At 60.6% G+C, this 12596-nt stretch carries 11 protein-coding genes and 1 pseudogene; 6 read left to right on the top strand and 6 right to left on the bottom strand.

Annotated elements, in window-relative coordinates; all coding sequences use genetic code 11:
* Positions 1–32: 32 nt before the first annotated feature.
* From PH551_RS26855 to PH551_RS26865, 3 genes are all read right to left on the bottom strand, one after another.
* Positions 33–593: a NuoB/complex I 20 kDa subunit family protein gene (locus tag PH551_RS26855; protein WP_285195706.1), complete on the bottom strand. Its 561-nt coding sequence runs from the start codon at positions 591–593 to the stop codon at positions 33–35.
* A gap of 143 nt (positions 594–736) precedes the next feature.
* Positions 737–1102 carry a DUF4087 domain-containing protein gene (locus PH551_RS26860; RefSeq protein WP_085778534.1) on the bottom strand — a complete coding sequence of 122 codons (366 nt, stop codon included), beginning with the start codon at positions 1100–1102 and terminating at the stop codon, positions 737–739.
* Between the two features lie 126 nt (positions 1103–1228).
* Positions 1229–2014, bottom strand: a complete 786-nt coding sequence (locus PH551_RS26865; protein WP_285195707.1) for a DUF899 domain-containing protein — start codon at positions 2012–2014, stop codon at positions 1229–1231.
* A gap of 325 nt (positions 2015–2339) precedes the next feature.
* Between PH551_RS26865 and PH551_RS26870 the strand changes: the two genes are divergently transcribed.
* Together PH551_RS26870 and PH551_RS26875 are read left to right on the top strand one after the other, a co-directional pair.
* Entirely contained in the window at positions 2340–3110 is a 771-nt protein-coding gene (locus PH551_RS26870) for an adenylate/guanylate cyclase domain-containing protein (protein WP_285195708.1), read from the top strand.
* Between the two features lie 160 nt (positions 3111–3270).
* Entirely contained in the window at positions 3271–3726 is a 456-nt protein-coding gene (locus PH551_RS26875; RefSeq protein WP_285195709.1) for a DUF805 domain-containing protein, read from the top strand.
* A gap of 259 nt (positions 3727–3985) precedes the next feature.
* Here the strand turns inward: PH551_RS26875 and PH551_RS26880 are convergent, their stop codons facing one another.
* Both PH551_RS26880 and PH551_RS26885 read right to left on the bottom strand, forming a co-directional pair.
* Positions 3986–4375 carry a hypothetical protein gene (locus tag PH551_RS26880; protein WP_085778537.1) on the bottom strand — a complete coding sequence of 130 codons (390 nt, stop codon included), beginning with the start codon at positions 4373–4375 and terminating at the stop codon, positions 3986–3988.
* Between the two features lie 129 nt (positions 4376–4504).
* Positions 4505–4831 (bottom strand): DUF982 domain-containing protein, encoded by a 327-nt coding sequence (locus PH551_RS26885; RefSeq protein WP_350223864.1) that lies wholly within the window; start codon positions 4829–4831, stop codon positions 4505–4507.
* A gap of 240 nt (positions 4832–5071) precedes the next feature.
* Between PH551_RS26885 and uvrB the strand changes: the two genes are divergently transcribed.
* Both uvrB and PH551_RS26895 read left to right on the top strand, forming a co-directional pair.
* The gene (gene uvrB, locus PH551_RS26890) at positions 5072–8008 is read left to right on the top strand and encodes an excinuclease ABC subunit UvrB (protein ID WP_285195710.1); all 2937 of its coding nucleotides are present in this window, start codon (positions 5072–5074) and stop codon (positions 8006–8008) included.
* 62 nt (positions 8009–8070) lie between these two features.
* On the top strand, positions 8071–8520 hold the full coding sequence (locus PH551_RS26895; RefSeq protein WP_285195711.1) for a hypothetical protein: 450 nt from the start codon (positions 8071–8073) through the stop codon (positions 8518–8520).
* Positions 8521–8540: 20 nt separating this feature from the next.
* Here PH551_RS26895 and PH551_RS26900 read toward each other — a convergent pair.
* Positions 8541–8834 (bottom strand): annotated as a pseudogene (locus PH551_RS26900) (SOS response-associated peptidase family protein); the annotation flags it as partial.
* Positions 8835–9022: 188 nt separating this feature from the next.
* Here PH551_RS26900 and PH551_RS26905 point away from each other — a divergent pair.
* Positions 9023–9409 carry a GNAT family N-acetyltransferase gene (locus tag PH551_RS26905; protein ID WP_285195712.1) on the top strand — a complete coding sequence of 129 codons (387 nt, stop codon included), beginning with the start codon at positions 9023–9025 and terminating at the stop codon, positions 9407–9409.
* A 384-nt stretch (positions 9410–9793) separates the two neighbouring features.
* Positions 9794–12589 (top strand): metal-binding protein, encoded by a 2796-nt coding sequence (locus PH551_RS26910; protein WP_085778542.1) that lies wholly within the window; start codon positions 9794–9796, stop codon positions 12587–12589.
* The last annotated feature ends 7 nt before the right edge of the window (positions 12590–12596 follow it).

Below are 12596 nucleotides of genomic sequence, written 5' to 3' on the forward strand. Positions count from 1 at the left end.
AGATGGTAACTGACTTCCTCGTGTCATCGGCGCTACCGTTCGATGCTACCATTGCGCCGGATCTTCCTTTGCAGGAGCAGGATGCCATAGAGCAGCGCTTCGGCCGTCGGCGGACAGCCGGGAACATAGATGTCGACCGGCACCACGCGGTCGCAGCCGCGCACGACAGAATAGGAATAATGGTAGTAGCCACCGCCATTGGCGCAGGAGCCCATGGAGATTACGTAGCGCGGTTCCGGCATCTGGTCATAAACCTTGCGCAGCGCAGGCGCCATCTTGTTGCACAGTGTGCCCGCGACGATCATCAGGTCCGACTGCCTTGGGCTTGCGCGCGGGGCGACGCCGAAGCGCTCGACATCGTAGCGCGGCATGGACATCTGCATCATTTCGATTGCGCAGCAGGCCAGACCGAAGGTCATCCACATCAGCGAGCCCGTGCGCGCCCAGGTGATGAGTTCGTCGGTGCTGGTGACGAGAAAACCCTTGTCGGCAAGCTCGGCATTGATCGTGCCCATCATCGGGTCGCCCTGCCGCTGTTCGCCGGGGAATTGGAAATTGCCGGACGCCGGGCGCGGTTGCGTGAAGGACGGCATCGTATTCTCCTGTGAGCCGACCTCAAACCCAGCGCACACGACAAAGTTCCTGCCGCGCCGGTCCCGGTGCGATAACGGACACGCGTCCTGATTTCTGTTCTGAGATGAGGCGCTCAACGGCGAAGGATTGCCCGGCCCGATCGCTAGTCCTTATCGAGGAACCAACGGATGGCGGCGTCGTTCCGACACCGCGAGAGCGGCAATTGCCGCACGGAGTAAATACGGGTGATTCCCTCCTCACCGTCCGTGTCGACGTCCATGCAGGCGCAGGCATAACCATGCGCGGCATAGGTGTAGACAAATTCGCCGGTCGTCAGGTCCGGGATCTTGTCCATTCCCTCGGCCGCCTTGTAGCCGCTGCCATTGTCCATGATGGTCCAGCCGCCGCCGGCATCCATGAGCAACCATTTGGCCATCGAGGGATTGTCCAGCCAGCCGCAGCGGCGTTCGGCATGCGCCGCGGCGGGCAGGAGAAGCATCATCAGAACAAGCGCAGGCAATCTGGCCATCGGCCCCTCCAAGTCACCTCCCACTATGCATGGTCGGTGCCCGGCAAGGCAACAGCGGTTTTCCGATTGGCCTGGGACGATCTCCACAGGTGTCATCCATCCGCCCTCGCCCTTCGAGGCTCCGGCCTACGATTTCGCCTTTGCCGCTTCCTCCCGGAACGCCGCCTCGCCGGCATCGGAGACTTCGACCCATTTCTTGTCGGGCTCGGCGTCGGCAACGTAACTGTCGTGCCAGTTCCACCATTTGTAGGTCGGGGTCTGCGGATAGCCAGCAGGGGAGTCCTCCCAGACTTCCTGGCGCCCGAGCGGCGTGATGTCGAGATAATTCCAGGTGCCGCCCATCTGCTCGTCGCCGCGGTTGTTGACGAAATAGGTGCGGAAGATGCGCTCGCCGTCGCGGTAGAAGACATTGGTGCCGTGCCACTCGTCGACGCCGAAATCCTTGTCGAAGTCGTCGGTGATCGTCACCCACGGCATCGTCCATCCCATCCGTTGCTTCAGCCGCGCTATGTCGGTCCGCGGCGCGCGCGAGGCGAAGACCAGCGTCGTGTCGCGGGCGTTGAGATGGGCGACATGGGCGACCTGATCGGCAACCATCGAGCAGCCGCGGCAGGCATGCTCGGGCCAGCCGAAGACGCCGGGCTCGTAAAAGGCGCGGTAGACGATGAGCTGGTGCCGGCCTTCGAACAGGTCGAGCAGGCTGATCCTGCCCTGCGGCGCTTCGAAAGCATATTGCTTTGCGACGGCCATCCACGGCATGCGCCGCCGCTCGGCGGCAAGCGCGTCACGAGCACGCGTATGCGCCTTTTCCTTCACCAGAAGCTGCCTGTGAGCCGCCTCCCAGGCCCGTTGCGGCACGACAGGCGGCCGCTGCATGGCCTGTCCGCCCTTTCCATTCTCTGTTGCAGTCATCGCTTCAATCTCCTCTATGGGGCGAGTTCCCGCGCCTCCTTGTCCGAAGGCCGGTGCATCGCGATTGGTCGGACATAGTTTCGCATCGGGCACCGAACAGTGGGAGTAACAAGTGTGTCTGTTATCCCGCGGCCAACGCAGTTGGTCCGCAGGCCAACGCAGTTGGTCCGTAAGCCAACCCAGTTGGCCCGTAAGCCGACGCAGTTGGTCCGTTGGCCAAAGCAACTGTTCCGCCCGCGGCTGACGAAACCTGCTCAACCAACACAACAGTTGCCAAAACCCACATGTTGACGGAAGCTTCACCACGGCCATTGGATCGTACGACATGACAACAGAATCCACCTTCACGGAGCAGGCAAGGCACGGCAGCGCCAGGATCTGCCGCGGCTGCTGGGATCAGATGCATATGCCGATCCCGATCGGCGGCCCGCTTGCGCTTCCCTTCCGCGCCTTCGGCATTACCCGCAGCAAGATGAATCCCGATATCTGCACGATCTGCGAGCGCTCGTTCCAATATGTGAAGAAGCAGCGCCAGATCACTGTCGACGCCACCATTCTGTTCGCCGACATCAGGGGCTTTACCGATCTTTCCGAGCGTATTGCGGCAGTGCACTTGAGCGAAATCGTCAGCCTGTTCCAGGATCGCTGCGCCCAGGCGATTTGGGCGCATGACGGCATCGTCAACAAGCAGATGGGCGATGGCCTGATGGCGATCTTCAATTTCCCGATCATCCGCAAGGATCACGCCGGCGCGGCGATCAGCGCCGCCCAGGAGATCCAGCGCAACTGCGCCGCGGCGCTGAGCGGGCTGGCGCTCGACGCCCTGTCCGGCCGCACCTTGGGCGTCGGCGTCGGCATCCATTCCGGCGAGGTGCAGATCGGCGAATTCTCGAGCTTCCGCAGCGATTTCACCGCGATCGGCGGCGTCGTCAACCAGGCCGCAAGGCTCGAATCCCAGGCCGCCGCCGGCGAAATCCTGATCTCGGCCGAAACGGCCGCCAAGGCTCCCGAACTCGTGGCAGGCGCCGAAACGCGCATGCTGGCGCTGAAGGGCATCGAGCAGCCGGTGCGAGCAAGCGTGCTGCTCAAACGCTGAGCGACGGCGATACAGCCTTCTCAAAGCATCATCGCGCCGTCAACATGGCAGCTGTAATTTCTCAAGCTGTGATTGCGAACACATCGAATCACAAGCAAGTTAATCCTCCAGAAACAAAATCGCTTATCTCTGAGCTGTTCTCTAACAGCTGGGGTATCTCATGGGCAGTTTTTCACTGTTTCATTGGTTGATCGTCTTGATCCTGATCGGTGTGCCATTGATCTTCGTCTTCCGAAAACCGCTGGTTGGGCCGAACCGCTTCGGCGGCCCGCCGCCGGCCATGGGTTTCGGCCAGGCCATCGGAAGCTTTTTCAAGAACTATGTGAACTTTAGCGGCAGAGCGGGCCGATCGGAATTCTGGTATTCTTTTCTCTTCTCCTTTCTTGTCTCCATCGTTTTGTACTTCGTGGATCGGAGCGAAACCTTGAGACTGATCTGGTCGCTGGCCACGTTTCTTCCATGGATATCCATGGCCGCCCGACGCCTTCATGACATCAACCGAAGCGGATGGTGGCAGCTTCTCGGACTGTTAGTTCCCATTGGATCGGTCGTCCTGCTCGTATGGTACTGCAGGGCGTCGACAATGGATGATTCCAGGGAAGCCGTCTTTGCTTGAGCAAGGTGTGAGGATGGTCCTCGCGGGTTAGCTGTTGCCTTCGCTGGCACGGCTTATCCGCTGCGCGGACTGCGGGATGCGCAGTCCGCTTCCAGCAGCGGGAGGTTGGAAGATGCCGCAGCCCCTACCGGCGCGCCGCGGCTATGTCGGCAAGGCCCACGAGAGCCTCACCGAGGTGCCTCGAACGGCGAGGCGGGCGCGCCGGCGGTCGATGGCTACAAGCAGCAAAACCGACGCGGGCGGAGCCCTCGCAGCCGCGTCAGGTCTTCATGCCGGTCAGCTCAGGAAACGGATAGTAGTGCAGCCGCTTGTCCTTGCAACGATAGTCATTCGCCGTCGCGCCGAGGATTTGACCATCCGTGAAGGAGACGCCGAGATAGGCCCAGTCGCCCCAGCTGTGCTTGGGCACCACACGCACACAGTAAGCATAGATCTTTTTCTCAGGCTCAAGCAGCACCACGCTGGAAATCCGCGCCCAAACCACTTCTCCCGCTTCGTGTCTGTAACTTCTCTTGAATACGATGTTGATGAAGTTCTGTCGGACGTCACTGGAGGGCGCACGTTGGGAATCCGCAACGGATTGCGACACTGGGGCATTGCAGCCGACCAGCATCAGCAGGGCAGCGCAAGCGAGGATTTTTATTCTCATTCGGTTGTTTCTCCAAAGAATCGGAGCGTGATAAACGCTGCGCATTTGTACAAACACAGCGCGAATAATATTTGCAATACATAAAATTGTTCGACGCCGCGGATTAGACGCGGGGCTGGCTGAATAGCTCTATTTATGCCCGGGGTTTGAAACCGAACTTGTGGTCCCATTCCCATCATCATCATTGATCGCCACGCCAGCCTCCAGCGCCGCGAGGATAAAGGCCTGCCGCACCGTTTCAGCCGGCATGCGCCCGGCAAGCCAGGCACGGCAGAAATCGATCGCCCTCTGCTGATGGACGCCGCCATTGATCGGCCAGTCGGAGACGAGTGCATAAAGCGCATCCTGCGGTGAGCGGAGAACCAGCCGCTCGCCGGTATCAAGTTCGATCGAGATCGATTTTTTCCAGAAGGCGGAATGGTCGCTAATGGCAGTCGCACCTGAAGCTGAAATGATATCCGATTAACTGCCGAGGGCCGATCCCGGTTCCAGCGCAGGCGAGACGATGGCAACGGTGCCCCCGCCCAAGAGAGCCTCATCCTCAGGCCGCCCCGCAGGGGGCCTCGAAGGACGAGGCGGGTGCCCGCTGACAGCCACAACTCGAGGAATTGTTGAGCCAATCCGAACGATTCATTCGTTTCCCTTTTGTACTCTTTCCCTCTTCCCTTTCGCGCTGACTCTCTCCATATTCGCGCCATGGCCAAAGCTCCGAAAAAATCTCCGACCTCGAATGGTTTCGAGGAAGCCCAGCAATCGTCCTTTGAGGGCGCCCCCCTCTCCGGCTCCGTCGCCGATTGGGTGAGGCAGTTGGAGGCCGATGCCGAAGCCTCCGGCGTCGAGAGCCAGCGCGAGATTGCCTCCAAGGCTGGCAAGCACCGCAAGAAGGTTGAGAACGAGGCGCGCAAGCATACCGAAGCCGTCAGCGTCAACAAGAAGGCGACGGCAAGCAAGACCGCACGCGGCGTCTCGATCGGTGGCTCCTCCGACCCGAAGACCCGCGCCGCCGCCGGCCTGAACCCGGTGGCGGGTCTCGATATTTCGCTCGAGGATGCCGGCAGCATCTCGCCCGGCGGCGTCACGGCCACTGTCGAGGCGCTGTCGAAGCTGATCGAGAGCGGCAATCCGCTGCACAAGAACGGCAAGATCTGGACGCCGCACCGCCCTGCCCGTCCGGACAAATCCGAAGGCGGCATCACCATCCGCATGGCTTCCGAATACAAGCCGGCCGGCGACCAGCCGACGGCGATCCGCGATCTCGTCGAAGGCCTGCAGAGCGGCGAGCGCAGCCAGGTGCTGCTCGGCGTCACCGGATCGGGCAAGACCTTCACCATGGCCAAGGTGATCGAGGAAACGCAACGCCCGGCCGTCATCCTGGCGCCGAACAAGACGCTGGCCGCCCAGCTCTATTCCGAATTCAAGAACTTCTTCCCCGACAATGCGGTGGAATATTTCGTTTCCTACTACGATTATTACCAGCCGGAAGCCTATGTGCCGCGCTCCGACACCTATATCGAGAAGGAAAGCTCGATCAACGAGCAGATCGACCGCATGCGCCACTCGGCGACGCGCTCGCTGCTCGAACGCGACGATTGCATCATCGTCGCCTCGGTCTCCTGCATCTACGGCATCGGCTCGGTCGAGACCTATACGGCGATGACCTTCCAGATGAATGTCGGCGACCGGCTAGACCAGCGCCAACTGCTGGCCGATCTCGTCGCCCAGCAATACAAGCGCCGCGACATGGATTTCACCCGCGGCAGTTTTCGCGTGCGCGGTGACACCATTGAGATCTTCCCCGCCCACTTGGAAGATGCGGCCTGGCGCATAAGCATGTTCGGCGACGAGATCGACGCCATCACCGAATTCGATCCGCTGACCGGACAGAAGACCGGCGACCTGAAATCGGTGAAGATCTACGCCAACTCGCATTATGTCACGCCGCGCCCGACCCTTAACGGCGCCATCAAGGCGATCAAGGAAGAGCTCAGGCTGCGCCTTGCCGAGCTGGAAAAGGCCGGCCGCCTGCTGGAGGCGCAGCGCCTGGAGCAGCGCACCCGCTACGATATCGAGATGCTGGAAGCCACCGGCTCCTGCCAGGGCATCGAGAACTATTCGCGCTACCTCACCGGCCGCGACCCCGGCGATCCGCCGCCGACGCTGTTCGAATACATTCCCGACAATGCCATCGTGTTCATCGACGAGAGCCATGTCACTGTGCCGCAGATCGGCGGCATGTATCGCGGCGACTTCCGCCGCAAGGCAACGCTGGCCGAATACGGCTTCCGCCTGCCCTCCTGCATGGACAACCGGCCGCTGCGCTTCGAGGAATGGGACGCCATGCGGCCCGACACGATCGCCGTCTCGGCGACGCCGGGCAGCTGGGAGCTGGAACAATCAGGCGGCGTCTTCGCCGAACAGGTGATCCGCCCGACCGGCCTGATCGACCCGCCGGTCGAAGTCCGCTCGGCCCGCACCCAGGTCGACGACGTGCTCGGCGAGATCCGAGAGACCGCCGCCAAGGGCTATCGTACGCTCTGCACCGTGCTGACCAAGCGCATGGCCGAGGACCTGACCGAATATCTGCATGAGCAGGGCGTGCGCGTGCGCTACATGCACTCCGATATCGACACGCTGGAACGCATCGAGATCATCCGCGATCTACGCCTCGGCGCCTTCGACGTGCTCGTCGGCATCAACCTGCTGCGTGAGGGCCTCGACATCCCCGAATGCGGCTTCGTCGCCATCCTCGACGCCGACAAGGAAGGCTTCCTGCGCTCGGAAACCTCGCTGATCCAGACCATTGGTCGTGCAGCGCGTAACGTCGACGGCAAGGTCATCCTCTATGCCGACAACGTCACCGGCTCCATGCAGCGCGCCATGGACGAGACCGCCCGCCGTCGCGAAAAGCAGATGGCCTATAACCTCGAAAACGGCATCACGCCGGAATCGGTCAAGGCCAAGATCTCCGACATCCTCGACAGCGTCTACGAACGCGACCACGTCCGCGCCGACATCTCGGGCGTCTCGGGCAAAGGCTTCGCCGACGGTGGCAACCTCGTCGGCAACAACCTGCAGGCCCACCTCAACGCGCTCGAAAAAAGCATGCGCGACGCGGCCGCCGACCTCGACTTCGAAAAAGCCGCCCGCCTCCGCGACGAAATCAAACGCCTCAAGGCCGTGGAACTGGCCGCAATGGACGACCCGATGGCGCGGGAGGAAGCCAAGTCAATGGAAACAAAAGGCCGAGGCAAATCGATCTCCCCCCTTGTGGGGGAGATGTCCGGCAGGACAGAGGGGGGGGCCACACCCTCCTACTTCGCCAAACCGGAACTCGACGAAATGGGCCGCCATGTCGCCACTCCCGCCGACAACAAGAGCCTCTTCCGCCGCAACACCCTCGACGAAATGACCGTCGGCCGCACGGAAAAACCGGTGACCGGCCATGTTCCTGATAAGCCCGACGCCGCCAAGGGCACGAAGCGCTTCTCACCACTGCTGGAAGGGCAGCCGGAACGCGACGATGGTGTCAGGCCGGTCGTGCGCGGCCGGGTTGGAGCCGGCAGTTATGAGGAGCCGGGCGAGCAGAAGCGCAAGGGTCGGACGAAGGGCAAGACCGGACGGCCGGGACGCTAGCGCATTCCGCTCTTTTGGTGCAGTAACACCCAGCGATGTTTTAAGCACAAAGGAGCGCGCCGATGTCCGAAACCTTCCTGCGCTATGTCCCCGCAGATCCTTATTGGCAGCCCTCCCCCGACGTCGCAGACAGTGCGGTCTCCCTGCTAAAAGCCATCGCCACCAGTGCGGACGAAGTGACTGCAAGTTTCGAAGATGAGGTCAGATTCTACGATCCCGGCGAGAACTGGTCCGGCGTGGAATGCAGCGCCTGCGGCGCGGACGCCGAGGAATGGTGGGGAGACGCCATGGATACCGCTTCTGCCGATGGCTTCAAAGACCTGAACACCGAAGCCCCCTGCTGCGGCGGCACCGTCTTACTGAACGACCTGCGTTACATCTGCCCCGCCGCGTTCGGCCGCTTTGCGCTTGAGGCGCGAAATCCGAATATTACCGATACGACTGAGGAGCAGGATCGGAAGATGGCCGAGTGTGTTGGCATGCCGCTTCGGAAGATATGGGGACGCGTTTAGGTTCTCGTCGGGCGCTTGACGCGAAACAGGCCATTGGAAGCGATGCTCTCGCAGCGGACATTGACCGGCGGCGGCCGGCCGCCTGATTTGGCCCAGGAGCGCAACAAACCCCAGCGTGCCGACACGAAGATGGGGCCTGTTATATGAGGCTCGCGCACGACATCCCTTACGATGATGGGGTAATTAAGCGACGGCGCGCCGTTCCATCTGGGAAAGCGATATCCGAGCCCGTGAATATCCCCGCCCCTGACAGCAAATGGGAAATTGCTGATCAGCTCTTCAAGCGAGGTCTTGACGAATATGCGTCCGCACATGGACCTTCTCCGCAGCCGAGTGATTAGATCTTCTTATTATGTTCCGGAACAGGATCCGGTCAACAAAGCGTCAGCTGTGCGCTGCTGGGATACGCTTCCCGTCCGGGACCGATGTGGCAGATCGGTTGCGAAGCGGGCGAAATTGTCGGAAAACACTCCCGGCAACTGATGAGCGAACGGGAGCAGCCATGCCAGAACTGCGCATCGACCCTTTTCCCTCGCCCGCCGAACTCACCAGCCTCTGGTCCGCAGCGTGGAATACGCCGGAAACACCTGACTTCTCCCGCATCCTGCCTCGCAGCCTCGCACACATTGGCGCCTATCACGCCAACAGGCTCGTCGGCTTCGTCAATGTCGCCTGGGATGGCGGCATTCATGCCTTCCTCCTCGATACCTCGGTCCATCCCGATATGCGGCGGCAGGGCATCGCGACGCGCATGGTCAGGCAGGCTACGGGCATCGCCCGCGAGCGCGGCGCTGAATGGCTGCATGTCGATTTCGAGCCGCATCTCGCCGGCTTCTACCGCGCCTGCGGATTTACCCCGACCGCGGCGGGCCTCATCAAGCTCGCATGAGAGGTCTCACTGGAAGCCGTCCTCTTATGGCAGGCGCCAAGCCCGTCATTAGACGGAAAAGCGACACCGACGACGCGCAGTTCGAGTGCGCCCCAGGGGAATACAATTTTCCCGCTTATACGCGAGCTTATCTCCGCACAGGACGCTTGTGAATTAAAAGACTAAAATACGAGTTTTGGTTTGCAAATTCAAAATCCTTCCGCAGAATTTCAGCTTTACCTTTTCGTTAAAAATCAAAGAAAAAATCACAATTTTTCATTGAAAACTTCACTTTCGGTTGGCATAGATCCCCGAGAGGTTGTCGTCCGGTGAACCAGTAAACGGTTCTTTCGGGGATTTTCTCGTTTTTCAGAGTAAAACGCATCTTTTGGAGAAGACTAAAATATGGCCTTGAATATTCTGGATACAAACGGCGCTACAATCACCAACACAGGCGCTGAATTCGAAGCCTACGACGTTATTCGCTACTCTGAAGCCACTCCTTCCGTACCTGTCTCTCTCATCGTCTCCGATTCCTCGGCTGCAGATCTGGCCGACGAGCTGGGCTCGGTATCGGCGAACGTGACCGGCTCGAGCGGCGACAACACGATTACGACGGGTGCCGGCAACGACACCATCTCAGGCGGCGACGGCGCAGACACGCTGACCGGCGGCGCTGGCGACGACACGATCTATGGCAACGCCGGCAACGACATACTGATCGGCGGCGACGGCAATGATCGGATCAGCGATGGCGGTTTTGGCTTTGTGCTCGGACCTGACGGCGGCCTGCAGCCAGAAATCATCGACATTGACGGCGGCGCCGGCGACGATCTGATAACCATTGAGCGATTCGCTCCACTAATATCGGGAACGATTGATGGCGGTGCCGGGATCGACATCTTGCGAGCCTCGGCGCTCCGCGGCCTGACGATCGAGAACGTCGAAGTGCTTGAACTGGCCGATTTCCAGGTAAGCGGCTCGAGCGCGCAGTTCGAGAGCTTTGATAGGATTGTCAGGTCGACCGACCCCTTCTTCAGTTATGACCCCTCGCTAGTGGTGACGGACAGCGCCCATCTCGATCTTTCCGACGAATTAGGAGATCTCGGAAGTCGTGTCCACGGCTTCTCCGGTATCGACGTCAAGACCGGCGACGGCAACGATGAGTTCACGGGCAGCGACGTCAACGACATTTTCGACGGCAGCGGCGGCAGCGACGTCATCAGTGGTCATGACGGCGACGATAAACTGACCGGCGGCGGCGGCAACGACACTATCGATGGCGGCTCGGGCATCGACACGGCTGTTTTCGCCGGCAATTTCGTCGATTATTCCTTCACGGTCGACAATGGCAGCCGCGTCGTGACGAGCGCGCTGGAAGGCACGGATACACTGATAGACGTTGAATTCGCGCGCTTTGCCGATGGCGTCTACGACTTCGCGACGGAAAGCTTCACGGTCAACAGCACCGAGCCGGGAACCCCGCTCAATATCCTGGACACCAACGGCGCCACGATTACCAAGACCGGGGCGGAGTTCGAAGCCTACGATCTCATCCGCGACTCCGAAATCAATCCTCTCGTTGCAGCTCACCTGGTCATCTCGGATTCCGGGACGGTAGACCTTTCGGACGAACTGGGCTCGGGCTCGGCAGATGTCACGGGCTCAGGCGGGGACAATGTGATCACGACAGGCGCAGGCAACGACACCATCGCAGGCGGCGACGGTTCAGACACACTGAACGGCGGCGCCGGAAACGATTGGATCAATGGCGGAGTTGGCAATGACACGCTGAATGGCGGTGACGGCAATGACCACATCTCCGGGGACATCGGAAATGATGTCATCAGGGGCGGCGCGGGCAACGATACGATCGACGATGGTGAGATTTTCGGCCCGAACCCTGAGGTCGTTGAGATCGATGCGGGAGACGGCGACGATTCCATAGCTGTAGAGACATTCGCTTCAATGAATTTCGGAACGATCGATGGCGGCGCCGGAATCGATACGCTACGAGCCAGCTCGCTTCTGGGCCTGACGATTAAAAACGTCGAAGTCCTGGAAACGGCAGGATATACCGTTTCCGGTTCGAGCGCGCAGTTCGAAAGCTTCGACAAAATCGTCTGGTCAACCGATCCGTTCGGCGATTTTCGCGCCTCGGTGGCCGTGACGGACAGCGCTCATCTCGATCTCTCCGACGAACTGGGAGATCTCGGATCTTTCGTCGCCGGCCACGCCTCCGGCATTGACGTCAAGACCGGTAGCGGCGACGACGAGTTTACCGGCACCGACGGCAACGACATTTTTGACGGCAGCGGCGGCAACGATATCCTCAACGGCAATGCCGGCAACGACAAATTGACGGGCGGCGCCGGCAACGACACCATCGATGGCGGCGCCGGTATCGACACCGCGCTCTTCTCAGGCAATTTCGCCAATTATTCCTTCGCGGTGAACAATGGCGATCACATTCTGACGAGCGCCGCCGAAGGCACGGATACGCTGACAGAGGTCGAATTCGCCCGCTTTGCCGATGGCATCTACGATTTCGCCACGCAAACTTTCACGAGCACCAATAACGCGCCAACCAACGTCCAGCTCTCGAAAACCGCCCTCTCCGAGGACACACCGATCTGGACAACGGTCGGTCTGCTCAGCGCCAAGGATGCCGACGGCGACGCCCTCACCTACACGCTGCTCGACGGTGCTGGTGATCACTTCCGGCTGAAGGGCAACCGCATCGTCACCTCGAAGGCGCTAGATTACGAGACGGCCAAGTCGCACACGATCAAGGTCGCCGTTTCCGACGGCAAGGTCACGGTCGAAAAAGACATCACGATCAACGTGCTCGATGTCGATGAGGCACCGGTCAACCAGGCGCCGATCAAGCTCTCCTTCTCGCGCAGCTCAATCTCCGAGAACGTCGCGATCGGCACCTCGGTCGGCCTTCTCTCCGCCGTCGATCCGGAAGGCGGCACGGTGAAGTGGCGGCTGACGGATGATGCCGACGGCATCTTCAAGCTCGTCGGCAACAAGATCCAGACGAAGGCTGCGATCGACTTCGAAAGCACCCACAGCCTTACCTTCACCGCCGAAGCCTATGACGCGGCCGGCAACATCACCAGCCACGACTTCACCCTCGCCGTGAAGGACATTTTTGAGCCGTTGGTTTCAGCCCCGTTGCATGAAGCGCTGATCTAGCCGCAAC

This window comes from Rhizobium atlanticum, assembly GCF_030182485.1.
Classification (GTDB): domain Bacteria; phylum Pseudomonadota; class Alphaproteobacteria; order Rhizobiales; family Rhizobiaceae; genus Rhizobium.

Excerpts from the sequence above, each read along its gene's own strand:
- PH551_RS26860 (WP_085778534.1), bottom strand. The coding sequence starts at position 1,102 with ATGGCCAGATTGCCTGCGCTTGTTCTGATGATGCTTCTCCTGCCCGCC.
- PH551_RS26895 (WP_285195711.1), top strand. The coding sequence starts at position 8,071 with ATGTCCGAAACCTTCCTGCGCTATGTCCCCGCAGATCCTTATTGGCAG.
- uvrB (WP_285195710.1), top strand. The coding sequence starts at position 5,072 with ATGGCCAAAGCTCCGAAAAAATCTCCGACCTCGAATGGTTTCGAGGAA.
- PH551_RS26905 (WP_285195712.1), top strand. The coding sequence starts at position 9,023 with ATGCCAGAACTGCGCATCGACCCTTTTCCCTCGCCCGCCGAACTCACC.
- PH551_RS26875 (WP_285195709.1), top strand. The coding sequence starts at position 3,271 with ATGGGCAGTTTTTCACTGTTTCATTGGTTGATCGTCTTGATCCTGATC.
- PH551_RS26855 (WP_285195706.1), bottom strand. The coding sequence starts at position 593 with ATGCCGTCCTTCACGCAACCGCGCCCGGCGTCCGGCAATTTCCAATTC.
- PH551_RS26880 (WP_085778537.1), bottom strand. The coding sequence starts at position 4,375 with ATGAGAATAAAAATCCTCGCTTGCGCTGCCCTGCTGATGCTGGTCGGC.
- PH551_RS26910 (WP_085778542.1), top strand. The coding sequence starts at position 9,794 with ATGGCCTTGAATATTCTGGATACAAACGGCGCTACAATCACCAACACA.
- PH551_RS26865 (WP_285195707.1), bottom strand. The coding sequence starts at position 2,014 with ATGACTGCAACAGAGAATGGAAAGGGCGGACAGGCCATGCAGCGGCCG.
- PH551_RS26870 (WP_285195708.1), top strand. The coding sequence starts at position 2,340 with ATGACAACAGAATCCACCTTCACGGAGCAGGCAAGGCACGGCAGCGCC.